The organism is Lacihabitans sp. CCS-44, assembly GCF_024343735.1.
Taxonomy (GTDB): domain Bacteria; phylum Bacteroidota; class Bacteroidia; order Cytophagales; family Spirosomataceae; genus Leadbetterella.
Genome location: NZ_RJUE01000003.1, coordinates 41906 through 66614, shown reverse-complemented (window position 1 = coordinate 66614; position 24709 = coordinate 41906). Strand labels below are relative to the sequence as shown.

20 protein-coding genes are annotated in these 24709 nt (G+C 37.1%); 6 read left to right on the top strand and 14 right to left on the bottom strand.

Annotation, left to right across the window (positions count from 1 at the left end):
* The first annotated feature begins 6 nt into the window (after nt 1-6).
* From EGI26_RS03055 to EGI26_RS03035, 5 genes are all read left to right on the top strand, one after another.
* On the top strand, nt 7-1008 hold the full coding sequence (locus EGI26_RS03055) for a 4-hydroxyproline epimerase (RefSeq protein WP_255076262.1): 1002 nt from the start codon (nt 7-9) through the stop codon (nt 1006-1008).
* 55 nt (nt 1009-1063) lie between these two features.
* Entirely contained in the window at nt 1064-2332 is a 1269-nt protein-coding gene (locus EGI26_RS03050; RefSeq protein ID WP_255076261.1) for an FAD-binding oxidoreductase, read from the top strand.
* A gap of 517 nt (nt 2333-2849) precedes the next feature.
* Nucleotides 2850-4181, top strand: a complete 1332-nt coding sequence (locus EGI26_RS03045; RefSeq protein ID WP_255076260.1) for a TrkH family potassium uptake protein — start codon at nt 2850-2852, stop codon at nt 4179-4181.
* Nucleotides 4182-4191: 10 nt separating this feature from the next.
* Nucleotides 4192-4887 (top strand): TrkA family potassium uptake protein, encoded by a 696-nt coding sequence (locus EGI26_RS03040; protein WP_255076259.1) that lies wholly within the window; start codon nt 4192-4194, stop codon nt 4885-4887.
* Between the two features lie 103 nt (nt 4888-4990).
* On the top strand, nt 4991-6295 hold the full coding sequence (locus tag EGI26_RS03035) for an OmpA family protein (protein WP_255076258.1): 1305 nt from the start codon (nt 4991-4993) through the stop codon (nt 6293-6295).
* A gap of 90 nt (nt 6296-6385) precedes the next feature.
* Here the strand turns inward: EGI26_RS03035 and EGI26_RS03030 are convergent, their stop codons facing one another.
* The 6 genes from EGI26_RS03030 to EGI26_RS03005 all read right to left on the bottom strand — a co-directional run bounded on the left by EGI26_RS03030 (nt 6386) and on the right by EGI26_RS03005 (nt 14588).
* On the bottom strand, nt 6386-6898 hold the full coding sequence (locus EGI26_RS03030) for a hypothetical protein (protein WP_255076257.1): 513 nt from the start codon (nt 6896-6898) through the stop codon (nt 6386-6388).
* A gap of 90 nt (nt 6899-6988) precedes the next feature.
* On the bottom strand, nt 6989-7771 hold the full coding sequence (locus EGI26_RS03025) for a hypothetical protein (protein ID WP_255076255.1): 783 nt from the start codon (nt 7769-7771) through the stop codon (nt 6989-6991).
* A gap of 93 nt (nt 7772-7864) precedes the next feature.
* Nucleotides 7865-11113: a glycoside hydrolase family 3 N-terminal domain-containing protein gene (locus EGI26_RS03020; RefSeq protein WP_255076253.1), complete on the bottom strand. Its 3249-nt coding sequence runs from the start codon at nt 11111-11113 to the stop codon at nt 7865-7867.
* A gap of 146 nt (nt 11114-11259) precedes the next feature.
* Nucleotides 11260-11865: a transposase gene (locus EGI26_RS03015; protein WP_255076251.1), complete on the bottom strand. Its 606-nt coding sequence runs from the start codon at nt 11863-11865 to the stop codon at nt 11260-11262.
* 22 nt (nt 11866-11887) lie between these two features.
* The gene (locus EGI26_RS03010) at nt 11888-14101 is read right to left on the bottom strand and encodes a carbohydrate binding family 9 domain-containing protein (protein WP_255076249.1); all 2214 of its coding nucleotides are present in this window, start codon (nt 14099-14101) and stop codon (nt 11888-11890) included.
* Between the two features lie 100 nt (nt 14102-14201).
* Nucleotides 14202-14588, bottom strand: a complete 387-nt coding sequence (locus EGI26_RS03005; RefSeq protein WP_255076248.1) for a VOC family protein — start codon at nt 14586-14588, stop codon at nt 14202-14204.
* Nucleotides 14589-14689: 101 nt separating this feature from the next.
* On the opposite strand from EGI26_RS03005, the gene EGI26_RS03000 reads away from it, so the two are divergent.
* Nucleotides 14690-16537, top strand: coding sequence for a gamma-glutamyltransferase family protein (locus tag EGI26_RS03000; protein ID WP_255076246.1), 1848 nt, complete (start codon nt 14690-14692; stop codon nt 16535-16537).
* A 7-nt stretch (nt 16538-16544) separates the two neighbouring features.
* Here EGI26_RS03000 and EGI26_RS02995 read toward each other — a convergent pair whose 3' ends face one another.
* The 8 genes from EGI26_RS02995 to EGI26_RS02960 are packed head-to-tail and all read right to left on the bottom strand — an operon-like array spanning nt 16545 to nt 24611.
* Nucleotides 16545-18062 carry a cryptochrome/photolyase family protein gene (locus EGI26_RS02995; RefSeq protein ID WP_310587930.1) on the bottom strand — a complete coding sequence of 506 codons (1518 nt, stop codon included), beginning with the start codon at nt 18060-18062 and terminating at the stop codon, nt 16545-16547.
* A complete protein-coding gene (locus EGI26_RS02990; protein ID WP_409035353.1) occupies nt 18019-18132 on the bottom strand; it encodes a DUF2256 domain-containing protein in 114 nt (37 codons plus the stop codon). Before EGI26_RS02990 ends, EGI26_RS02995 begins: the two co-directional genes overlap by 44 nt.
* 29 nt (nt 18133-18161) lie before the next feature.
* The gene (locus tag EGI26_RS02985) at nt 18162-18803 is read right to left on the bottom strand and encodes a flavin reductase family protein (RefSeq protein ID WP_255076242.1); all 642 of its coding nucleotides are present in this window, start codon (nt 18801-18803) and stop codon (nt 18162-18164) included.
* Entirely contained in the window at nt 18781-20247 is a 1467-nt protein-coding gene (locus tag EGI26_RS21210; protein ID WP_255076241.1) for a deoxyribodipyrimidine photo-lyase, read from the bottom strand. Before EGI26_RS21210 ends, EGI26_RS02985 begins: the two co-directional genes overlap by 23 nt.
* Entirely contained in the window at nt 20248-20940 is a 693-nt protein-coding gene (locus EGI26_RS02975) for an SDR family NAD(P)-dependent oxidoreductase (RefSeq protein ID WP_255076240.1), read from the bottom strand.
* Between the two features lie 49 nt (nt 20941-20989).
* Nucleotides 20990-21862, bottom strand: coding sequence for an aldose 1-epimerase family protein (locus EGI26_RS02970; protein ID WP_255076238.1), 873 nt, complete (start codon nt 21860-21862; stop codon nt 20990-20992).
* Nucleotides 21863-21865: 3 nt separating this feature from the next.
* Nucleotides 21866-23887, bottom strand: a complete 2022-nt coding sequence (locus tag EGI26_RS02965) for a helix-hairpin-helix domain-containing protein (protein ID WP_255076236.1) — start codon at nt 23885-23887, stop codon at nt 21866-21868.
* Nucleotides 23874-24611: a hypothetical protein gene (locus EGI26_RS02960; protein WP_255076235.1), complete on the bottom strand. Its 738-nt coding sequence runs from the start codon at nt 24609-24611 to the stop codon at nt 23874-23876. The genes EGI26_RS02965 and EGI26_RS02960 overlap by 14 nt, the downstream gene beginning before the upstream one ends.
* Nucleotides 24612-24709: the final 98 nt, after the last annotated feature.

The following is a 24709-nucleotide window of genomic DNA, read 5'->3' as shown; positions in this document are numbered from 1 at the left end:
GCTTTGATGGAAAATGTATTTCAATGTTTCGATGCCCACACTTGTGGCAATCCCGTGAGATTGGTGGCCACCGGCGGTCCAGAACTGATAGGGGCAAATATGTCTGAAAAGAGACAACATTTCCTTAAAGAGTTTGATTGGATACGCAAAGGACTCATGTTTGAGCCTCGTGGCCACGATATGATGTCGGGAAGCATTTTGTACCAACCAAGTGATCCGCAAAATGATGTAGGCGTGCTGTTTATAGAAACAAGCGGATGCCTACCCATGTGTGGTCATGGAACTATTGGTACTATCACCATTGGCATAGAAAAGGGTTTGATAAAACCCAAAATTGTTGGAAAAGTAAGAATGGAAGCACCAGCAGGTTTGGTGAATATTTCTTATGAATCAGAAGACAACAAGGTGAAATCGGTCAAATTGACCAATGTAGCTTCGTTTTTATACAAACAAAACCTATCTGTGGAGTGCCCAGACTTAGGAACTCTACATGTTGATGTTTCTTACGGAGGTAATTTTTATGCGATTGTAGATGTTCAAGAAAACTTTCCCGGTTTAGAACATTATAAGGCAGACCAATTAATTGCCTGGTCGAGAGTGCTTAGAGAAAGACTCAATGAGCAACACACATTTGTGCATCCCGAAAACGATTCTATAAACGGTCTCAGCCATATTCTGTGGACAGGAGCAGTTATTGACGAAAAATCTACTGCCCGCAATGCCGTATTTTACGGAGACAAAGCCATAGACAGGTCGCCCTGCGGTACAGGAACTTCTGCCAGAATGGCTCAGTGGGCCGCGAAAGGACTTTTGAATGAAGGAGACGAATTTGTACATGAAAGTATTATTGGGAGCAAATTTGTGGGTAGAATAGAGGGCAGAACCAAGGTTGGTGAATTTGAAGCCATTTATCCGAGTATTGAAGGTTGGGCAAGGATTTACGGTGAGAACACCATTTCCATTGATGCCGAAGATGATCCTTATGCCTTTGGTTTTCAGGTGATTTAGAAGGCGGTGTTGTGTTAAAAGAGAATTTATAAATAAGAATTAATAGAAAACCTATATGGTTCAAAAACCAGTAGTTATAGTAGGTGGAGGTGTAATCGGTTTATTTTCAGCCTATTATTTGGTAGAGGCTGGAGAAAAAGTAGTTGTAATAGATAAATCTTCAGGAGATGAAGGTTGCTCTTTCGGGAATGCTGGCATGGTAGTTCCTAGTCATTTTATTCCTTTGGCTTCTCCCGGAATGATTGAGAAAGGTCTAAAATGGATGCTTGACAGCGAAAGTCCTTTTTATGTAAAACCAAGGATTTCTCTTGATTTATTGAAATGGGGGCTGCAGTTTTATAAAAACTCAAACCAAAAACATGTAGATAAGTCTATTCCGCTTTTGCGTGATTTAGGATTAATTTCCAAATCATTGTATCATGATTTAGCTAAAAAACTCGATTATTCCTATGAAGAGAAAGGCTTGGTGATGTACTGCAAAAAACAAAGTACATTGGATGAGGAGGCCCATGTGGCTCAACTGGCCAATCAAATTGGTATTGAGGCCAAGGTTTTGGATAAAAAGGCAATTCATGATTTAGAGCCCGAAATACGCCCAGAAGTAGCTGGTGCAGTATATTTTTCTGGTGATGCCCATTTGAACCCGACACAGCTTATTGAAAGCTTAAAGAAGTATTTGCTTGATAAAGGAGTTATAATTAAAAAAGACTCAGAACTGATTAGTATTCAGTCTACTGGAGATGAAATTACTGCAGTGGAGGTACAGAACCTTGGACAAAAAGAGAGCATTGTAGTAGGAAAAGTAGTGTTGGCTGCTGGTTCTTGGTCAGGTGTTTTGGCAAAAATATTTAGGCTGAATTTGCCGATGCAGGCGGGTAAAGGTTATAGTGTAAGTAAACCTCAGTTGAATGGTAAAGAGATATTTATTCCAAATATATTGGTAGAAGCTCGAGTGGCCATTACACCAATGTCTGGTAAGTTTGTAAGGTTTGGTGGTACTATGGAAATAGGCGGATTAGACGCAACTATTAACATGAATAGAGTCAAAGGAATTATTAAATCGGTTCCTGAGTTTTTTCCAGATTATACCCTTGATTTGCCAAAAAAAGAAGACGTCTGGTATGGTTTTAGGCCTTGTTCGCCCGACGGATTGCCATACATTGGTCGTTCAGACTCATTCAGGAATCTGTATATCAATACCGGACACGCTATGATGGGCATCAGTTTGGCTCCAGCCTCGGGTAAACTCATCTCCCAGCAAATTTTAAACGAAAAAACAGATTTGGATTTGGATGGATTTTCAGCACAAAGATTTGGTAATTAGAATCCCATGTTTACCTTTGGCATCTGAAAAAATAAAAAACTAAAGTTTGGGCTTAAAAGAAAAGTGGGTCGACTATGAAGATAAATTCTTTAAAGTCAAGGAGTCCATCGTACGCAAGACGAATAGGTTGATTTTTTTAACGCTGGCATTTGGCTTTTCCTTGGTCATTTATCAGATAGGTTTCCCAAAAGAGCAATATGCGGTTGATTGGGTAAATAACGTTTTGAGGCAGATCCCAAAGCTTCTGATGATTTTCTTTCTCTTTAAATGGTGTGTAAAGATTATTTTGAGTTCAAAAAAGCTGATTTTTGAAAGAAAACACATTTCTGACTTTGTCATATTCTTCGTGTTTTTTATTTTTAATATTTTCAAAAATCAGAATGCTATCTTCAGTAGCTCCTATTTTCTGTATTTACTCATAGCATCTTTCTTTTTCCTACGTTTTTTGTCGGTTTCTTCTGAGATAAAGAATTCCTTATTAAGTCCTTCTATATTATTTACTATATCCTTTAGTTTTTTGATTTTCTGGGGAACGGCCATGCTCCTCATTCCAAAGGCCACCAATGGGAACTTAAGTTTGATAGATTCATTATTCACGGCTACAAGTGCCGTTTGTGTTACAGGTCTCTCAACAGTAGATGTTCCCACCAAATTTACTGACCTAGGAAAGGATATTTTACTTATTCTGATTCAAATAGGTGGTTTGGGCTTAATGACTTTTACCAACTTCTTTGCTATTTTGTTTAGGGGTGGGATGTCTCTACGTAATCACTTGATATTGAGCAATATAATTGAGACAGATCAGCCAAGCTCCCTTTTTTCTATATTAAAAAAAATATTGTTTTTTACACTTTTGGTTGAGTTCTTGGGTGCCATATTGATATTCGTTTTCACGGCTGGTACTTATCCTGGAACTACTTATGACTATTGGTTTTTCTCATTTTTTCATTCAATATCGGCTTTTTGTAATGCCGGTTTCTCCAACGTCGCTGACGGCCTTTATAATGTTAATCTCAGAAAAAACTATAATCTACAAAATGTCGTTTCATGGCTTATCATATTTGGGGGCATTGGTTTTCCTGTGGTTATAGATATTTACAATGCCATGAAATATTACACGAGAAGTACTCTTAAACTTTTGTTTTTTGGTGAAAGATTCACTTTTCAAGCCAAAAGTCTTTCGGTTCACAGCCGTATAGTTTTGAGTAGTACCTTTGTTTTGTTGGTGGTTGGAACAATTGCGTTTTATTTTCTCGAGAAAAATAATACCTTGGCTGAGCACACTTCTATATACGGTAAATTCTCAGGATCGTTTTTTGGCTCGGTAACACCACGAACGGCCGGTTTTAATACAGTGAACATGGGGAATCTAATGCAAAGTACGATCCTTCTGTACCTTTTGCTCATGTGGATTGGTGCTGCACCTAGCTCTACTGGTGGTGGTATAAAGGTTACCACTTTCACCTTGGCGGTGTCTAATGTGGTGGCCTTAGCAAAAGGAAAAACCAGAATAGAATTATTTCGAAGAGAGATATCTCAAAGTTCAGTTCAGAGGGCTTTTGTGGTTATTTTTACTTCGTTTATGATACTCGGGGTGGCAATTTTCATGATGTCTATCTTTGATCCGCAAATCCCGCTGCACATGGTGGCCTTTGAATGTTTTTCCGCCTATGGTACGGTTGGTTTATCACTAAATCTTACTCCGTCTATCTCAGACGGTAGTAAATTGGTTTTAATAGTATGTATGTTTTTGGGTAGGGTGGGGTTGTTTACCATGCTTTTTGGAATTTTCAAAAAGGTTGATAGTGAATCTTACAGATATCCTAAGGACAGTGTTCAAGTAATGTAAAGTATTTTTTATGAAATATATTGTAGTTGGTTTAGGTAATTTTGGTTCAACTTTGGCCGCAAGATTGACCACCATGGGTCATGAAGTCTTTGGTGTAGATAGTAGATTTGAGGTGGTGGATCAATTAAAAAATAAGATTACACATGCCATCAGTCTTGATACTTCAAAGGCCAATTCTTATAATAGTTTGCCCATCAAAGAAGTGGATATAGTGGTAATAGCCATTGGCGAAGATGTGGGAGCATCTATAATAACCACCGCACTAATGAAGCAATTCAGTGCCAAACAAATCATAGCCCGGGCCATAAGCCCTGTCCATCATACGGTTTTGGAGTCTATCGGCATTGAAACCATCTTTAATCCTGAAGAAATAGCGGCAGAAATGTTTGCTAAGCAATTGGAAATGAAGGGCATTGTGGAGTCCTTCGATTTATCGGATAATTGCAGTATCATTGAACTTCAAGTACCGGAACGTTATATCGGTAGAGAACTTTCAACGGTCGACTTTGAACAAAAGTATGATTTAAAGCTCATTGCCATAAAGCACTTCGAAGAAAAGAAGAATTTCTTGGGTATGAAAACCCAGAAGGCTACTGTGGAAACAAAATTGAAAGCAGAGCACATATTTACTACTGCCGATATATTGGTAATGATGGGTGAGCTTAGAAATTTTGAAAGTATGATTGGAAAAGACATCAGAGATTAAATTTCTTGGTATCTGATTCATTTTGATTAACACTTTTTAACAGTGAACAGGAAAACTAATTTTTGAGATTCTGCGTTTTAAAAACTAAAACGGATAAACAAAAATGAAGAAAATCCTATTCATTATCTTCTTATCAGCAAGCTTAGGGGTAGATGCTCAGGTAACTTCCAGTCCCAAAATTAAAAAGAAATCTACGAAAGATGTTTTCATCAATAAAGTCGAAATAACCGAAGACCGCACGGTTTTTTCAATGCAGTTTGTTGCTAAAACTGCGAAAGAAATTCTGGAAGATTACTTGAAAGACAATCCTAAAGAAAAGGAACAATTGCAAAACATGAACCCCATGATGAGGAATATGATTTTGCAGCAATTTATGCAACAAGAAAACGCCAGCACCATCAGTTTTCAGCCTACTTCTTATTTGAAAACTTCGGATGGCAAAAAATATAGATTTATCAAAGCAACTGACATCCCGACCGCACCCAATAGAAAGGATGTAGAGCCAGGGAAAAAGTATTTTTTCAGGGTTTATTTCGAGAAAATCCCAAAGGGCTTTGAAAATATTGATCTAATTGAGCACGATAGCGATCGGGCAGATAATTTTACTTATTGGAATTTCTTCGGAATAAGCATTAATAATCCAGATGTCAATGCCAAACCAAAAGCCCTAGCGGTTACTCCAAAAGAGGAAGAAGAGAACGAAGAAACCGAAGACTTTAAACTCTTTGGGAAGGTCATAGATGCCGTTAGTAACAAGCCTATCTCAGCCAAAATCCTTTGTTATGATGCCAAAACCCAACAAATTATTGATTCAGTTCAGACCTCTAAATCAGGTTCTTATGAATTTATGATTACCGCAAAGGAAGTCCTATACAAGATTAGTTCTGCGGGTTATGATGGAATAGAAGAGTCTTTTGATGTTGGTGCTTTTTTGAAAAAAGGCAGTTTCCAGAAGGACTTGTTTTTGGAACCAGTATCTCCACCCAAACCACAGCCTGAAGTTCAACCAAAGGCTGAGGTAAAGGAAGAAATAAAGGAAAATATTGGCGTGCCGGTTAACCCAGAGAAGTCCGCATTTAAGTTGGATAAGGTTTACTTTCAAATTGGAGAATCCAATGTTTTGCCGGAGTCTTTTGAGCAGTTGGATAATTTAGCAACGTATTTGAAAGAAAATTCTAGTCTAAGAATCCAGATAGAGGGTCACACCGATAACCAAGGCGATTCCAAGGCCAACAAAAAGTTATCTTTGGAAAGGGCTTACAATGTGCGAGAATATTTGGTGAGTAAAGGAATTTTAGGAAATAGAATAAAGTTTGTCGGTTTGGGAGATACACAGCCTGTTTCGGCAAACGATACTGAAGAAAATAGAAAACTCAATCGAAGGGTGGAGTATAAAATAATAGACTAATTTTTAAGGGTTTATAGGGTTAAATAGACAAAAAGACTAGTTGTGCTCCTCTTTTTTCTTTATGGTGAATCATTAAAATTGAATCTTTTTTTAGCTTTTAAACTGGTGTTCGGTTTCTTTGAAAAGAATATTAAAAGTAGTCATAGAGCCGTAGCAGCGAGAAATATATTGTTGAATATCAACTTTGGCCTCATCATCAAGTTCAGAGGCATTTATTTTTTGCTCCATCACTCTCAGTCTATCTCGCATCATTACTATTTTGTGAAAGAATGTATCGATAGGGATTTCTTTTGAAGATAAGCCCACTTTACCTGGTTCAAGAATCATTTTTCCACCTTTCCATTTGTCGCCCAGTGGCACTATTTCTGTGGCATCCATCCAGTTTTGGAGAATTTTGGTCATGGATCTTTCCACATCAAAAAGACTTACTAAATCGTTGGAAAAATGAGTTTTATGAATAATTTCTACCTCAGCATCTAATTTAATTTTCCGGGTTCCATCTTCAATAAAAGTAATCTCATACCCATCTGATTTGACATTTATCACTACTCCAGCACCAAATGTTGCATGTTTAATTCTCGATCCTATTCCTAATAATTCCATAAAAATTGTATTGTTTTGAATCAAGGAATTCAAAAGCTATGCCAAGGAATCGATTGGGGATATTTTTTTGAAAGAAATGAGAGTAAAATCTTAATATTTAGTTCTAATTTTTTTGAATAAAATATAAACAAAGCTAAATGCGATTATGGCAATAAGTATAAGTGCTGTTTGTGCTATTTCAGGGTTTTCAGAGGTTTGTCTTTTTGAGAAAATGCCATAAAATGCCCAAATAATGACTAAAGCATAGACGAAATTTGTTGTTCTAAACAACATAATTATTGCTAAAGCTGCACCAATACCTAGCATAATTATAGTCCATGTACTTTCAGTGAGCGGACTCCCAGTCCAACCTAAAGTGACAAATAAGGCTGTGATATTTGCTATGGTAGCTACCGAAATCCACCCAAGATATACGTTAATTGGTGTATCAATAGTTATTTTCTCAAGCAAAGATTTGTTCTGTATTTTTTCGTTGTTCAAAAAAAGAATAATCAATGTTGAGAGAAATGCCCCCATTATCAAAACAGATAAAGTCACCAATTCATAATGCCACGCTAGAATCCAACTCATATTTAAAACGTTGGTTATCCCAAACAAAACTTGGCTTTGTAAAGAGAGTTTTTGAACTGCCTTTTTATTAAATGAAACCCAAATCTGATAAACTACAAAACCCAAAAGAAGCAAATATATAACGCCCCAAATAGAAAACGTGAAACCTGCTGGCACAAAAAGATTAGGATATTGGTCAGAAAGTTCACCAGTACTTTTGCCATTTATGGGTAAGGTGACAGCCAAAGTATTGACATAAACAACCGCGGTAAAAAGGATGAAATTTATGAAAGAAAGGATAGGTCTCTTGTTTAAAGTTGACATCGTTTTTTTAGTTTATAGAATAAGTTTTTACTAGATATAAACAAAAAATGCCTGATATTGTTTTACTAACAGGCATTTTTTAGATATTGATGTTTATTTCCCTTTGATAGTTTTTATTATTTGATTACCCACTTCTGTACGGATATTCAAAGAGGATATTTTTGTATTGTCTCTTGTGGGATAAACCCTATTTGAAAGAAACACATATACCAACTCAAGCTCTGGATCTACCCAAGTGTAAGTTCCAGTGTATCCCGAATGTCCATAACTTTTTGAAGAAGCCAATTGCGGTCCATTGCTAATATTTTTATTGAAGTCAAGTTTTTCAAAGGCGATACCTCTTCTGTTGCCTTCGTAAGGAAACTGATAATCAGTGCATTGGTCAATAATTTCGGGTTTTATATATTGTTTTCCACCAAAACTTCCTTTTTGCAAATACATTTGCATCAGTTTTGTCAGGTCGTTTGCAGAACCAAAAAGTCCAGCATGGCCTGAAATGCCATTCAACATACCAGCACCTTCGTCATGCACACGACCATGAATAAGTGTTTTTCTGAAAAGCGTATCTTTTTCGGTAGGTACAATTCTGTCCAAACCATAAAACCTTCTTGGGTTGTAAGTTAAAGTACTCGCTCCGAGAGATTTATAAGTTGTTTTTAGGTAATCTTCCCAAGTTTGGCCCGTTATACTTTGAACAAAGGCTGGATAAGTGTAATAGTGTAAATCACTGTAAACGTAACCCTGTTGCGGTTTTACAGGCGATTCTTTAATTTGGTTCATGATAAACGCCATTCTTTCTTTATTCATAAACAATGTATCGGCGACTTCTACAGAGTATTGTTCGCTTTTGGTATTGCTAAATATTCCGGGCAACCAAGTGATGGTTTTGGTATTGAGACTTTTAGCCCAAATAGTTTTGTCTTTTTTCAGGGTAGCAGCATAGTCAAGCGTATATTTTGGTTTGAGTTTTAATATTTTTGCTAAAATACCCTGCTTTTTGTAATTTTTAATCACCAAGTTTTCTAAATCAGGATTCATTTTAATAGCCTTTTCGATAGTTGCTAATGAGTCAATACAGTCCATCCAAAATGGTATCCATGCCTTAAGTCCAGACTTGTGTGTAAGCATATTTTTGAAGGTCAAATTCTCTTTGTTTGAGTTTTTGAATGGCTCATAATAATCTCCGAAAGTTTTGTCAAGGTCAAATTTATTTTCAGACATCAACTGCATCACTGCTAAGGCTGAAGTACTTATTTTGGTTACGCTGGCAAAATCATACAAGTCGTTTAATTCCACCATTCCAAGATTTTTTGGGTCAATTCCGTTTGAGGTAGCCAAACTTTTAGCATTTTGCAATTCTTTCGGGTTGTCCATCACATCTGATTTGTTCCCAGTTTCAAAATTACTTTTTGCTCGTAATTTATTTTTCAAATCGTCAGCTTGTTCGTAGGTATGAAATCCAAATGCCTTTTGGTAAATAACTCTTCCGTTTTTGGCAACCTGCATTACTGCTCCGGGGTATGCCATTTCTTTTATTCCAAGATTAATTACCGAGTCTATTCTTGCATTAAAAACTTTACTGTCCAAGCCAATCATTTCAGGAGTTCCGTAGGATAAACGCCCATTTTTTTGAACCATCAAACCATCATATAACTTGAATTTATCATTGACAGTAACTGACAGTCTTCCGTTGCTTTCTATTCCTCCAAAAACCGCCATGGCGGCAGCTTCTTCGGTGTATTTTGTGAGTTGATTGGCCAGAATGAGACCGTCAAAGTTCTCCACACCATCAATTTTTCCTGAGGCATATGGATTTCCGAAAATCACTAGGACTGCGTTTTTTCTCTCAGATAAAGTTTTTATTATTTGGTTGTTATTGGCATTTACCCCGTAGTTAGCACCCGGTCTTATGTTGGCCAAATGTAATCCAATTATTAGATTTTCGGCTTTCAAGGCTTCATCGATAAGTGCCTTACTTTGTTCGAAAGTAGCATTTGGTGCAATAGAAATTGATTTGGTGTCAGTATAATTGGCCGCCATTTTCTGAAAAGGCGTTAGTCCAATGGCATCTATACACAGTATGACAGTGCTTTTTGAAATATCCTTTATGGGTAAGATTTCCTGATTGTTTCTTAAAGTTACGGTTGACTTTTCTGCGAAAACTCTGTTCAAGTGGTCAGATTTTATAGTGTTCAAGTCTTCTATTAAGTTGTTGACTTCTATTGGTTTATAGTTTTCTAAGCCCACCCAAGATTTTGCTTTCAGTATTTTTTTAACACGTTCATCTAAAATTTCAATGCTCAATTGCTTTGTTTCAATTGCTTTTTTTATGGCCGCTACGGTTGTAGGAACATCTTCAAAAGTTTCAAGTATATCATTTCCTGCTAAAATGGCCTTCACAAGTGCTTCTCCGTTAGGAAAATATTTGACAGCACCCTGCATATCCATGGCATCTGTAAATGTTAAACCTTCAAATTTCAAATCTTTTTGTAATAAATCAGTTACGATTTTGCTTGAAAATGTTGCAGCTAAGTTTTTGGTGGTATCCAGATTTAATACACTTAAATGTGAGGTCATGACACCGCTCAATCCATTTTCAATCAAGAATTTATAAGGATAAAGTTCATTTTCTGTCAAATGAGTTTTATCATGCGAAATAACGGGCAAATCATAATGTGAATCTACTCCAGTGTCGCCATGGCCTGGAAAATGTTTGGCTGTTGAAAGAATTCGCTGGTTTTGTAGACCAGTCATGTAGGCGAATGACTTTGTGGTCACAGAAAGTTTATCCTCACCAAAAGAACGGAAATTGATTACTGGATTTTGAGGGTTATTATTGATGTCCACCACAGGAGCGTAGTTAATGTGTACACCCATTCTTTTGCATTGAAGACCCACTTCATTCCCCATTTCTTGAATCAGATTCTCACCACCTTGCATACTCCCAAGAGCCATTTGGTAAGGAAAACGAACCGTACTGTCAAGTCTCATGGCCATTCCCCATTCCAAATCCATACCTATTAACATCGGAGTTTTGCTCAAAGCTTGCAGTTCATTCACGATTCTTGCCTGAACGGTGGGTTGTCCAGCAAAAAACACGATTCCGCCGATTTTATAATCTTTTACCCAAACTTTTAATTTTTCTGGGTCATAGCCTTTGCCTGAGGTATTACCTCGCGGCATCAACAATTGGCCTATTTTTTCCTCCAGTGTTAAGCTTTTAAAGGTATTTTCTACCCAAGTTTCATTGTATTTGATTAAGAATTCAGGCTTCTTTTGAGCAAATACAGAACATGCAAATAGTAAAAATATTATAAGAGATATGCCAGAAGGTTTGTACATTTTGAAAAAGGTTATTTTGTTCAAAAATAATGCATTGAGGCTCTAAATAGGCTATAGAAGGTTAATTATTTTGAATTGTTAAATTTATCCTGAAGCCATTTTGATGGATTATTTTTGATATAATTGGAAATTCTAAGATATTCTTCCTAATTTCGAATGATGTGGTCGTGATATCGTACGTGCCATTCAAATCGAATATTGTTTTTGCGGGCGTAAGTGGTCACCGCCGATTTATAGCCCCGCATGATGGAGGCCAGATTTTTGGATTGTGGTGCGAAGGTGTTTTGGGATCCGGATTGCGGGGTGGATTGAATTGGGGATGCGGATTGAATTGGGGATGCGGATTGCGTAGAGACGCGATGCATCGCGTCTGTACTGCCATGTGATTCCAAATTCCGATTCGATTCCGAATTCCGATTCGATTCCGTAATATTTTCCCCAGAATTAAAATCATTTTTGCCAATTATTATAATTCCGTGAATATGATTAGGCATCACGATGAATTCGCCGATATCCAGATTCATATCAGGTCGCAGTTCAAGGCTTTTGTACCATTCCAATTCAGCAATTTTGCCTATTTCAGTCGGGTCAAGCTTGGCCGCGTTAGTTTTTTGGTCAGATATGATTTTTCCAAAAAAATGCTGCATGAATTTCGTGCATATCGTTACGAAATACATTCCTTGGCTTGCGTAATCATACGTTTGAAGCCTCGCAGAGGGAATTCTGTATTTGTTCTGAAATAAATCAGCCATTTGTAATGGATTTATGGTTTGGTTAGAATTGCTTCAAATAACTTATTTTGGCGATCGCATGATCTTCTCTGGCTCGGGTTTCAGGTTTTAGGGCAGAATCAAATTGTCTATTGTTAAATACTAAATAAATGAACGAAAGCGGTTGATACTCCCAAGCCAATCTAATATTAAAATTATTTGCATTTTGCGATAAATCTTTTTGGTAAAATCCTATCAGTTGAAACCTCGGATTTAAAGCTAATCGACCTTCAATAGACATCAAATCTACATTTTTGGTGGTTTTCTCGCTACCTACTCCAATAAAATGGTTTCTATTTGCACTAGCATTCAGAGCAATATGAGGAACTGGTGAAAAATTGATTTTGAAAGTTGTCGTGTTGAGTTTTCCGTTAAAATATTTGCCATATTCACCGTTCCAATTGAAACTCAGTTTTTTAGAGCCATCGCTCCCCCAAAATATAGTATGACGGGCATAATTATATTTTCCCGTTCCAATAGGTACTCGTAAAGGATTGAAAGGTTCTAAAAGATTTTGACTAAAAATAGTATAAATATGCCCAATGAAGCCTCCCGACTGGAACATATACCAAAGTGGACTAAGACCAATCGACGACTCAGTTAATATTTTGGTACTGGCCTGATGATAAGTCTCCACTAATAAACTTGGTTCGTAAGATCTGAAAATCTTTTTCAGTGGTACAAGTCTATCTCTATTATAATAAAATATTCCTGGGGTAGTGGCTATAACGTCATTTCTAGAAACAAACCCTACTTCGGGATTATAATTTTTGGTGATGACGGATTGTGTCCACCAAAGTTTCCATTGGTTGCTAGCATAAAAATATTGAGCTGAGCCAGCAAAACCCGATTGCTTGATTTGAGTATCGTAAGTAGTACTTACTATCCAATTGAGCGAATTTGCGGCATCAAATCTGAAAAAACCATCTACAGTGCCTGATAAATTAGTATTTAAGCTGTTTTGTTTGCTTGTAAATAATCCACCAATTCGCTTTTGTCCACCAAAGTTTCTTGAAAAACGGCCTATGCCAAAATTGGTTCCGAGTGAATTGTCTGTGTCACGTTGGCGAATATACATGGCACCATAATTAGATTTTGCCGAACGGTGGACAAATCTCGTTCCTATATTAAGTTCCAATGGATTTCCAGCATCGTCGAGACCAATTTGTCGACTAAAGAATGGTTGAATACGCATAGAACCACCAGAAAGGTCGGCCGTTGGGCCAATACTCGTTCCAAAAAGTGAGGCATTTTCTAGGAAAAATTGTCGTCTCTCTGGGAAAAAAACGCTAAATCTCGTGACGTTATTTACCTGTCTGTCGGCATCGGCTTGAGCAAAGTCAGTGTTAACGGTAAGGTCTAAAACCGAATTTGGGGTTATGGCCCATTTTATTTCTCCACCAAGTTTAACTTTTGTTTCCTCAGGTTTTTTGTCAGCGATATTCTGGTATTTATCAAAGGATGTTAATAAAAACGGCTGCACACGAATATTTGGTGATGGCGGAGGCGGTTTTATGCCTATTAATTTTCCAGCATAATCCATTCTTAGTACATTAAAAGACCTTGGAAAAAGAGACAAAGCATAACTTTCGTTTGTCATTCTTCTATTTCTATTTATGTTAAATCCCCACTCTGAACTCTCTCCAACGGGTTTGTTATACCGTAAAGTTTTCCACGGAATAGCAAATTCGGAATACCAACCAGAGTCTGTCCGTGTGGTTCGGACTTTCCAGAGTCCATCCCAATCAATATCTATTAAAGTAGCATCAAAAGATAGAAAGTCTCTTTGAACGCCATGGGGATTAGTTGTAAAAACCATCGCGTTTCGGCCGTCATTGAAACCATCAATACTCATTCCAAGGTAGTCCGAGGTACGCGTATTGAAGTCCCTTTTAAAGTCAATTACCCGAACTGATTTTTTGCCTAAAGTATCTCTATTAAATACCCCAAGGTATAGAAACTGCTTGTTGAATAGGGCTCTTGCAGTGGTTTTATGTTTCGGAATAGCCCCTTGAAATGGATCTACTTCTACAAATTGGTCAAATGGCTTTGCTTTTTTCCACTCTTCATCTTTTAATTGTCCATCAATTTTGAGGTTTGTCTGAATTTCCGTCGCTTCAAATTTAACCTTTTCTTCTTTTGGTTTAAAAATTTCGGCATCTTGAGCTTTGGAAACGCTAGTCACAAGTAAAATCAAAAAGAGTGATTTATTAAACATTAGAGGTATTTTATAGTGTAATTGGTCTTACAAATATAATTCTAATGGTCGAAATTTAAAATGCTGTTTTGATATTGAAGCAGCATTTCTGGCAATGTACCTAAATCGTTATTTCAATTCGATTCATTTCTGGGTCAAGAACCACGCTTTCGTAATAGCCATCGCCAGTAGTTCGGGGGTTTCCAATGACTTCGAAACTGTCATTTCGAAGCCTTTTTGTTAAATTATCAACATTTTCCTTACTTCCAACACTGATGGCAAGATGCGTTAAACCTAAATATTCGGCGGGTTTGATAGATTCATTTATTGCCGTTTTTGACATTATTTCTAGTCGAGAACCATCTTCAAAACTTATGAAATAGGACTCAAATCCCTTGGAAGAATTTGTGTATTTTTCTCCAGATTTACAGCCAAAATATTTTTCATAAAATTCTTTAATTGTCTCTAAATTATGACAATACATGGCCACATGCTCTATTTTCGGCATTGAAATGTTTTTTGTATTTATAAAACTAATAAATTGAATCAAATAAGGCATTTTATTTAGAATTTTAATGCCCATATTTGTTACAACCTAATCAATTAAACATGAACAAACTATTTATTTTACTAATCGCCATTTCATTTCATTCTATTGGTCAGTCTTTTAATACTTTTCCAGTACAAACTCAAAAACCTCCCTTACATGGTAAAAACTGGATGGCAATTACTGGAAAACCATTGGCAGCAACAGCCGGAGCAATGATTTTTACAAAAGGTGGAAATGCTATTGACGCCTCTTGTGCTATGTTGGCATCTACTTGCACGATGTGGGATGTGCTGAGTTGGGGTGGTGAAACGCAGGCCTTGATTTATAATCCCAAAACCAAAAAAGTAATAGTCATCAATGCCCTCGGTGTGGCTCCTACTGGTGCTACTGCAGATTTTTACAAAAGTAAAGGGTACAATTATCCGCCAGAATTTGGACCATTAGCAGCCACAACTCCAGGTACGCCAGGTGGTTTATTGACCATGCTGGCAGAATATGGCACAATGAGTTTGAAAGATGTTTTGGCACCAGCTATGCAATTGGCTGAGGGTTATCCAATTGAGGCCCAAACAGCCAATTCTATAGAAAAAGGAAAAGATCAGATCAAACAATGGTCATATTCTAAAAAAGTATTTTTGCCACATTTAGGCAAAGAAAGAGAGGCACCAGAAGCGGGTGAAATTTTTGTTCAAAACGAACTATTGCAAACTTTACAGAAACTGGTTTACACAGAGCAAGAGGCATTGAAAAAAGGAAAATCTAGAAAAGAAGCTATTTATGCCGCTTATGACAGGTTTTATAAAGGAGATATAGCCAAAGAAATTGCTCGTGGCACACAGGAACAAGGGGGTTTGATTACAGAACAAGATTTGGCCAATTGGAAAGTGAAAATTGAAGAACCGACTATGACCAACTATAAAGGTTATGATGTCTATAAACTGCAAGAATGGACTCAGGGACCAGTGATGCTGCAAACGCTTAATATTCTTGAAAACTTTGATCTTAAAAGTATGGGATACAATACTTCGAGATACATTCATACACTTTATCAGAGCATGAATCTAGCCTTTGCAGACCGTGATTTTTATTATGGCGACCCAGCCTTTGAGCCAAAATCTCCGATGAAAGGTTTGCTCTCAAAAGATTATGCAAAAGAGCGTTTGAAACTCATCAATTGGGAGAAAAATGATCCGAACGTTAAACCAGGTGATCCATATCCTTTCGAAAATAAGCTGAATCCATATTTGGACATTATAAACAATGCCAACAAAGTCGGAAGAGTAAACCCTGGGCCGATGAATGAGGACTTTTTAAAAGAATTTACCTCGGGTACCACATCTGTAATAGCCTCGGATAAAGAAGGTTGGGTAGTTTCTATAACGCCAAGCGGTGGTTGGGTGCCAGCTTGTATTGCTGGAAATACGGGTGTTGGTTTAAGCCAAAGAATGCAATCTTTTGTGCTCGATCCAAAAGAAAATCCTTTTAATGTAGTCGAGCCAGGTAAAAGACCAAGAGTGACGCTTACCCCAAGCATGGCCCTAAAAGACGGTAAACCTGTTTTAGCATTTGCCAAACAGGCTGGTGATGAGCAAGACCAGTTGTTGCTGCAGTTTTTCTTGAATGTGGTGGAGTTTGGCATGACCGTACAAGAAGCTTGCGAAGCACCCAGTTTCAAAACTTACCAGATGTATTCATCTTTTGGTAAACATGAGAAAAAACCGGGAGCTTTGACCCTCAATGATGCCATGCCAGATTGGACGAGAGCGGAGCTAAAAGGCAAAGGCTACACGCTTGATTTTCAGCCTCGTACGAGTGGACCTATCAATGCAATATTTCTAGATTGGAAACATGGAACTTTCTGGGGAGGCAGTAGCAACCATGGCGAGGATTATGGTATTGGGTGGTAAAAATAATTTATAATTTCCCTAAAAACTCCTCAGCATTTCTAAGATGGGCGGCTTGTTTTAGGTCGTCCATCTTGTCAAAAATATTCACCATCATGTTTAGCCGTGGGTTTTTACTAAAAAAATCTCGGTGTTGATGGATAAATCGCCAATATAGCCCATCCCAAATTTCCTGCCAAGGACCTTTTTGATAATCACTCATTTTCAGGATATAATTACTGCCGCTGATGTAAGGTTTAGTAGACATCAAGCCGCCGTCTGCAAACTGGCTCATACCATACACATTAGGCACCATTACCCAGTCATAAGCATCTACAAAAAGCTCCATGAACCACCTGTAAACCTCATCGGGATCAAACTCACAAAGCAACATGAAGTTTCCAAGAACCATCAATCGTTCTATGTGGTGACAGTATCCCGTTTGTAATATTTTCTTAATGGTAGTGTCAATGGGTAAAATACCCGTTGTACCATCATAAAAAGAAGCCGGTATTTTACGCTTGAATTTCCAAAAGTTTTTGGTGCGTTCTTCTACTCCTTTAAGTTCATAAACAGCCCTGATGAATTCTCTCCAACCGATTATTTGCCTCACAAATCCTTCTAAAGAATTGATTGGAATATTGTTTTTCTCAGCAAAATCGATGGTTTTGTCTAATACACAAGCAGGTGTTAACAAGCCTACATTCATTAAAGGAGACAATAAACTATGGTGAAGAATTACCTCGTTTTTGACGATGGCATCTTCATATTCACCGAAGGAGAAAAATCTGGTTTCAAGAAATTCATCCAGCCATTTTTTTGCTGATTCAAAATCAGTGGGATAATTGAAAGTTGAACTAAGTTTCCCTAAGTTATCTGAAAATGAGGTGCTTATATAGTCAAATGCTTCTTTTTGGATATTGTCATTTTCTGGAAATTGTACAAAAGGCGGAATCTTGGAACTTGGGAATTTCTTTCGGTTTTCTTCGTCAAAACTCCATTTTTCTCCAATGGGTTTTTGATTCGAATCTACCAGAATTCCGGTTTTTTTTCTTTGATAAATATAAAAATCAGCTTGAAACATCCGCTTTTTAGCATCGAAAAACTCCTTGTTCTCTTTAGTGGAATTTAGAAAAAGCGGTGACTCTATTCTTTTAATCACAAGTGTTTTTGAAGCTTTCTTGATTCGCTTTTCTAACCAGTTGTCAGTTGGGTCAATGTAAATGATCTGTTCATATCCTTTTTCAATTAAAGTAGGAATGAGAATACGAACGTCACTTTTTTCTGAAACCGCATCAACATAAAATACTTCTTTGTTTTGTTTTCGCAGATACTTTTCATAGGACTTCATACTGGCTCTATGAAACCAAAGTTTTTGTTTATGAAAATTGTATTGTTTGAAAAACAAAAACTCTTCAATGACGTAAAAATCAGCATTTTCTGCAAGTATTTCAGAGTTTTCAAACAACTGATGTGGAAATATTAGTGCCGCTGTTTTCATGATTTTAAACAATAGTTTCTTTGCTTTTATTCTTTCTGCATTTTTCACTGCAATATTTTACCTCCTCCCATACTTTTTCCCATTTTTTTCTCCAGTCAAATGGTCTTCCGCAGGTCACACAAATCTTCGAGGGCAAATGTTGTTTTTTCAAATCTCTTCTGCGAATTTATTGGGTTTAGCATAAGAAAGTCTCGCAATTCTTGAGGTAGAATGATAACTATCTAAGCCACTCACAGTCAGACTTCCAGCTTTTTCTATGTCTACAAATCCATCCTCTAAAATGCAACTGTCTGGTACTGAGATTTGAACTATTTTACCAATGATTAGGCTAGTGCCATTAAGTTCGATGTTTATCCTTTGCACAAACTCACAGCCAAATTTTACATTACTTTCGGCCACAAAAGGGGATAAAAATCCACCTAGACATTCAGTTTCCAAACCGGTTGCCTCAAACTCTGAGCTTTCTCTGGGATACCGTGCCGATGTTTGATGGGCAGACTTATAAATATCAAAGTTGAGGTGGTTGATGGTGTAAAAGCCAGTTTCGATGATGTTTTCTAGGGTATGTCGTGGAGAAACATCGGGCCTAACGATAAATGCACAGAGTGCTGGATTTGCTCCGATGTGTATTAAGGAATTGAAAATTGCCAAATTTTCTTGACCCTCATTATTTTTGGTGCCGATAAGCACCACACTTTTGAATCCTCCCAATGAATTTACAAATGAAGCACGGTAACGCGTTTCCATTTGTTCAAGGTCTTCAGTTCTAATTATTTTGTGGTCTGACATGTAATTCTAGTATTTTCGGATTAAAACTTTTGGTTTCTTTACTTTTTTTATGACCCCAAATGAGCGGTCTATTTTTTTTGATTTCAGCTTCAAAATCTACAATAGGGGCGGGGTAATCTTTTCCTATTTCGCAATTGGCAAGCTGCATTTCTAACCCCGGCATTTTCCAAGGTTCATGGATATACTTTGTGGGTACATTTCTCAATTCTGGCACCCATTTTTTTATAAAAATCCCCTCTGAATCGTGTTCTTCTGATTGCTTTATTGGATTATAAATTCTGACGGTATTGATGCCCGTGGTACCTGCCTGCATCTGAAACTGCGGGTAATGAATGCCCGGTTCGTAGTCGAGGAACAGCCTAGCCAAATGATAAGTCCCTAATCGCCAGTCGATAAATAAATGATGGCAAAGCACCGAAACCACCATGGCTCTCATTCTGAAATTTATCCAACCTGTTTCATGCAAACATCTCATACAGGCGTCTACGAGCGGAAGTCCAGTTTTACCTTCCTCCCACGTTTTTATATGCTCTGTGTTTTTTGACCACTCTATTTTCTCATAATTCTGATTTAGAAATTCGGTTTCATATTGACACTGGGCTTCAAATTTCTGGGAAAAATGATCTCGCCAGCGAAGTCTGACCATGGCATTTTGTATAGCTCTTTTGTAAGGTTTTTGAGCTTGAGCTACATATAAATATTGATAAGCCATTTTCACCGACAAATTTCCCCATGCCAGATACGGAGAAATACGAATGCAGGAAGTCCTACTCTCTGTGGGTTTTGAAATATGTTTTGAATAGTTTCGACCTCGCTCGTTGGCAAAAGAGTCCAGATATCGAAGTCCATTTCTCTCTCCCGGCGGTTGAAACCGCTTCGGATATTCTTTCAGCTGCTCTTTTAAATCTTCTGAAAGGGGAAAAGGATTTTCAAACTCTATTTTTTCTTGCAAATGATAGGTGTTTTTTATCATTTTGCTGTGCATAGCTGCATACCAGTTTTTATCCCAATCGATTCGGTTTTTGGCTCTCCTTATAATACCATCTCTTTGAAATTCAATCCAAGGAATTTTCTGTTCTTTCAAATATGCTTTGACCGCCAAATCCCTTTTGTAAGTGAGCATTATGCCACTTTCTTGGTAGCTAAAAACGTTTTTAACATCAAAGGTATTAGTTAAAACCTCAAAAACTGGAATCGCCTCTTCCTGAAAAATTTCAATTTTAATGTTAGCAGGGTTTAGAAATTCATTTATACCTAAAATAGAATGATATTGAAACAAAAGATGTCTTTCTGAACAATCAGGATAAGATAATTGACTGGGTTCGAAAATAAATATGGGTAAAAGGGGCAATTCAGACTTGTCGGCGGCATCAAAAGCGGCATGGTCTTGCACCCGAAGATCTCGTTTTAGCCAAACAATATTTACAGCCTTTTTGTCAATCACTTACACTCTTAAGTTTGAAATTCCACCATCGATGTGCATAATTTGTCCCGTCATCCAGGAAGATTCTTGAGAAAGTAGAAAGGCAACGGCATTGGCAATATCCTTGGCTTCTCCTACTTTTTTTAAAGGATGTCTTTGTGCGTTGCCTTCTTTTTTCTCAGGAGTGTTGAGCAGATTTCCAGCCAAAGGCGTGTCAGTTATAGATGGAGCTATACAATTTACTCTTATAGTAGGAGCCAATTCCGCAGCCAATGCCCGCGTTAGGCCTTCTAAGGCACCTTTTGAGCTAGAAACTATGCTGTGGAACGAAAAACCTGTTTGCACCGCAACTGTAGAAAACAGAACAATAGAAGCTGAATTTGATTTTTTTAGTTTTGGAAGAACCATTTGAATCGCTTTTATTGCTCCAAGAACCTGAATTTTATAATCTTCTAAAAAATCGTCTGCTTTGAGTCTTGAAAATGGTTTCAAATTTATTTTTCCGGGACAATATACCATTCCGTCAATGACATCTGGAAGTACCGAGAAATCCCATTCTTCTTGATTTACATCTAAATGGAAGTACGTAGCACCTTTAATTTTGTTTTCTGATTGGTTGAAGGTCGCAAAGACTTGCTCATTTTTATTGACCAGTAAGTTGGCAGTTGCCAACCCTATACCTGATGAACCTCCGATTATGAGTATGTTTTTCATGAAAATATAACTGTCCTCATGAATTATTGTTCGGAGAAAGTTTTAATTTCTATACTTCGATTATAAAACTCCTTTCATAAACCAGTTTCGGTTCTAGGTGATTTATTCCTTCTTTTTCCACCAAATTCTGATTGGTATCCGCTGAATCCGCAATTCCACACCAAGGCTCAATGCATACAAAATCAGCATTTTTAGCAGCCCAAATGCCCAAATAAGGGAAATTTTTAAATTCAAATTTGAGTTCTTTCGGACTTTTTTGAGATTTCATTGTTACACAATCTGATGTTAAATGTTTAAAAACCAAGGCATCTTCATGAAAAAGCTCTTTAGTGAGCATTAACTTATTTGTGTTTATAGTGATCCCAATTGGTGTATCTAAAACCAAACCTTCAGAGTTTAGTGGCCAACGTTCAAAATCTTCGGTTTGGTCGAATTCGAGAAAATAATCATCATAGCTTAAACCATTTTCTATTGGACACTTAAAAGCTGGATGGCCTCCAACAGAGAACCAAAGAGGTTTTTCACTCGGATTTCTAACTTCATATTTTAGTTCAAGCTGATTGTCTGAAATGGAATAAATTAAACGCAATTCAAACTCGAAAGGATAGACTTTTCCTGTTTCTTCATTGTTTTTTAAAAGAAAAATTACTGAATTTTCAGTTTGAGATTCAACCAGAAAAAGCATAGTTCTCGCAAATCCATGTCTCGGAAGTTTATATTCTTTTCCTTCAAATAGGTAAGTATCGTTTTTTAAACCACCCACTATCGGAAACAAAACTGGGGAAGTTTTACCCCAAAATGCAGGGTTAGCATCCCACATGTATTCTGTGTTGTCGTCTAATTTTAAAAGGCTCACCAATTCTGCCCCTAAAGGATTTATAGATGCTCTAATGTATTCGTTTTCAATAACTAACTTACTCATTCTCTAAAAATTATACTTCAATTGTACCTTCAAATCTGTCTTTCTGTTTCCGTCAATTTCACTCGTACCACTTCCTATTGCAGTTCTATCGCTGACATTAGTTTGGGCTATCCGAATCCAAGCATCTAAATTACGACCAATGGGCATTTTTCCAATTAAATAATATCGCCAACCTTTGCCATAATATGCTGGAAACGACACCGCATAAAGTACATCATTCTCGTAGGCATAAATTCGGCTATCGTAAGAATCGGTGCTAAAATAAGCAATTCGTCCTTTTATTTGACACTTTTTAAATTTTGTTTCTATGTCTTGAATTACCGCATAACCATCAGATTTTGAGGTATTTTCTATCTTAAAGCCATTGTATTGGAGCTTTGTTTGTAGTCTAAGCCAAGTATGATGACTATACTCTGTTCCTAGAACCAAATTGTTCCTATTGGTTTGTAAAAGTTCGTGTGTAACAGCTTTGCTATCAGACGCATTTCTCTCTTTTGTTTCTTTATGAAAGGCAATGTATTGGCTGAAAATCTTGGTGGGTTTATACAAAATACGAACTTGATAATCATGACCAGAAGATGGAGCATCCACCCGATATTTAAGCCAAGGAAAACTATAAGAATCATAAAATGCGGACACTTCCAGTCCTTTTTTGATGATATATTTCAGCCCATTATAGATTCCTTTTTCGTTGATGGTTCGGCTTCCTTCGGCAAAAGAAAAGCCATAAAAAGTATGAAAATTGGGTTGATAATTCCGAAGATTCAATGCCCATTCTACCTTTGGTCCAAGACTACCCACAAGGCCAGTGATATAGCCAAATCCACCCGAAGAACTTCGTGCCGCTTCTCCGAAAAAATTAAAATTTTGCCATGAAAGCGAGATATTCGGACCCAAAATGGTGTTTTTGTCACCAGTAAATTCAAATCTATTGTAAAGCAACTCTCTTTTTTGAAATGTTTTGTCGAAAGAAGTATGAAGCACCGAGAATCCTACTTGAAGGTGGTCTAATTTGTATAAAATATTTCCGCCAAAATTGGTCTCTTTTATTGCATTCTTGTTAGCTATTTCGGTTGCAGTTCTATGAAATCCCGCCGATAAAAGGGAGCTGAAATAATCGTCTTGTGTTTCTTCATTTAGATCCACCGAGGCATCTCTTTTGTTGATGGCCGCCATAGTTGTGATCTCAAAATTCCCATTTTTTATGGTATTAGCTACGCCTCTGAAACTCCCATTTTCAACCACAGAGTTGTAGGGTCTTATACCTACATTGCTTCTTCGGGTGGTGTAAACTGGTTCGCTACCTTTTCCTGCTGCAAAACCAGCTGAAAATATCATTCCTTGTCCAAATTGCATCAAATAATCGCCAACTACCAAGTTTTTTACAACTCCTTTGTTTTGGACTTGGACATGAAAATTGTAATAATCCATAAAATTCTTTTCACCTGCGTCTTTTTCAGACACGAAACCAATACTAAAGTCCTTGGAATGACTCATGCGGTATCTCGTATAGTATCTTTGATGAGAGCCAACAAATTTATCCTCTTTAAATCCAGCAAGAGATTCCAGGGTTTGGTCGGCTCTTATCACCAAATAGTGTTCAACGGCTTTCTTGGTGAAGTTGGAGAATCGGGTGGTGCCAATACCATTTTTTACTTGTACAAAAGGTAAAATAGCTCTAATGTCGTCTATAGACAAACCCTCTACGGCCTGTAACTCGTAGATGCTAAGGAAATTGCCGAATTTATTTTTGTGGTGAATAATTGCATTTACTTGATTTTCGGTAAGAAAAAACAAAGCCCTCAAGTCTGCTATGTCGGCTTTGTTGAGGTCTAGAGGATTTTGATAAATTGTGAAGAGATTCTCATAAACATCCTCATAATTAGCATCTTCTGTTTGTATTGGAGCTATTTTTAGTATAAAGTCATCAAGATTTATCTCTGGGCGATTGATTTGTTGCCCCAATACTTTCGTACTGACTAAAAATAACAAAACAAGTAGGAATTTTATTTTATTTTTTCTCATTGAACAAAATGGCTAAAGTTATGTGGTTGGATAAGCCCACATTAGGGTGGGTGCTGACTGCATAGGCAAAACGGTATTTTTTAACATCAAATGATACCCCGAAATGTACAGCGTTTAAGTTTGGATTTACTCCGGTCGAAAGACTGAAATGATCTTTTATTTGATAAGCAATTCCCAATTTTAAAAATGGTTTTTCGCCAATTGGGTAGTCTATTTCACCGCTAATATTGATTTTTTTTGAAGGATTTAGTCCTATCCCAAAATTTACAAAAGTTGGTAAGTTTTGCGATTCATAGAGTTTTGCTCGAGTGAAATTCACCACATGCAAACCCACGTTAAAAAACTTTGAAGGTGTGGCTAGAATACCAAATTCGCCCAATACTGTTTGTTTGCTGCTCATTTCCTTTATGGCATTATTGAGTAATGAGAACTTTATTCCCATTGAGACTTTGTCCATTTTTTTAGCGGCAGCAAGTCCAATTCGGGTTTCATGATAGTATTCGTCTCCAAAATTGTCGGCTGAAAAACCGATATTGACTATTCTAGATTTTATATTTCCCCATGCACCGACCGTTAATAGTCCTTCGACAGGAAGCGTTTTATGAATCGCTACGGCAGCAAAATGGTAGTCTAAATAGCCTATACCAGCCGGATTTTGATAAATTGAAGATAAATCAGGTACTGCAACCAAGGAATTTGCTCTCCCATAAGCACCTGCTCCCAAATAGGTATACTGAGCTTTTGCGGATAAAAAAGAATGGATAATCAGTAAAAATGTAAAAGTTGTTTTCAGATTTTTAGAATTTAGTATCTAAAAATAAT

Excerpts from the sequence above, each read along its gene's own strand:
- EGI26_RS03000 (WP_255076246.1), top strand. The coding sequence starts at position 14,690 with ATGAACAAACTATTTATTTTACTAATCGCCATTTCATTTCATTCTATT.
- EGI26_RS02975 (WP_255076240.1), bottom strand. The coding sequence starts at position 20,940 with ATGAAAAACATACTCATAATCGGAGGTTCATCAGGTATAGGGTTGGCA.
- EGI26_RS03010 (WP_255076249.1), bottom strand. The coding sequence starts at position 14,101 with ATGTTTAATAAATCACTCTTTTTGATTTTACTTGTGACTAGCGTTTCC.
- EGI26_RS02965 (WP_255076236.1), bottom strand. The coding sequence starts at position 23,887 with ATGAGAAAAAATAAAATAAAATTCCTACTTGTTTTGTTATTTTTAGTC.
- EGI26_RS03035 (WP_255076258.1), top strand. The coding sequence starts at position 4,991 with ATGAAGAAAATCCTATTCATTATCTTCTTATCAGCAAGCTTAGGGGTA.
- EGI26_RS02970 (WP_255076238.1), bottom strand. The coding sequence starts at position 21,862 with ATGAGTAAGTTAGTTATTGAAAACGAATACATTAGAGCATCTATAAAT.
- EGI26_RS03040 (WP_255076259.1), top strand. The coding sequence starts at position 4,192 with ATGAAATATATTGTAGTTGGTTTAGGTAATTTTGGTTCAACTTTGGCC.
- EGI26_RS03050 (WP_255076261.1), top strand. The coding sequence starts at position 1,064 with ATGGTTCAAAAACCAGTAGTTATAGTAGGTGGAGGTGTAATCGGTTTA.
- EGI26_RS03030 (WP_255076257.1), bottom strand. The coding sequence starts at position 6,898 with ATGGAATTATTAGGAATAGGATCGAGAATTAAACATGCAACATTTGGT.
- EGI26_RS03015 (WP_255076251.1), bottom strand. The coding sequence starts at position 11,865 with ATGGCTGATTTATTTCAGAACAAATACAGAATTCCCTCTGCGAGGCTT.
- EGI26_RS03025 (WP_255076255.1), bottom strand. The coding sequence starts at position 7,771 with ATGTCAACTTTAAACAAGAGACCTATCCTTTCTTTCATAAATTTCATC.
- EGI26_RS03020 (WP_255076253.1), bottom strand. The coding sequence starts at position 11,113 with ATGTACAAACCTTCTGGCATATCTCTTATAATATTTTTACTATTTGCA.
- EGI26_RS03055 (WP_255076262.1), top strand. The coding sequence starts at position 7 with ATGGAAAATGTATTTCAATGTTTCGATGCCCACACTTGTGGCAATCCC.
- EGI26_RS02985 (WP_255076242.1), bottom strand. The coding sequence starts at position 18,803 with ATGTCAGACCACAAAATAATTAGAACTGAAGACCTTGAACAAATGGAA.
- EGI26_RS03005 (WP_255076248.1), bottom strand. The coding sequence starts at position 14,588 with ATGCCGAAAATAGAGCATGTGGCCATGTATTGTCATAATTTAGAGACA.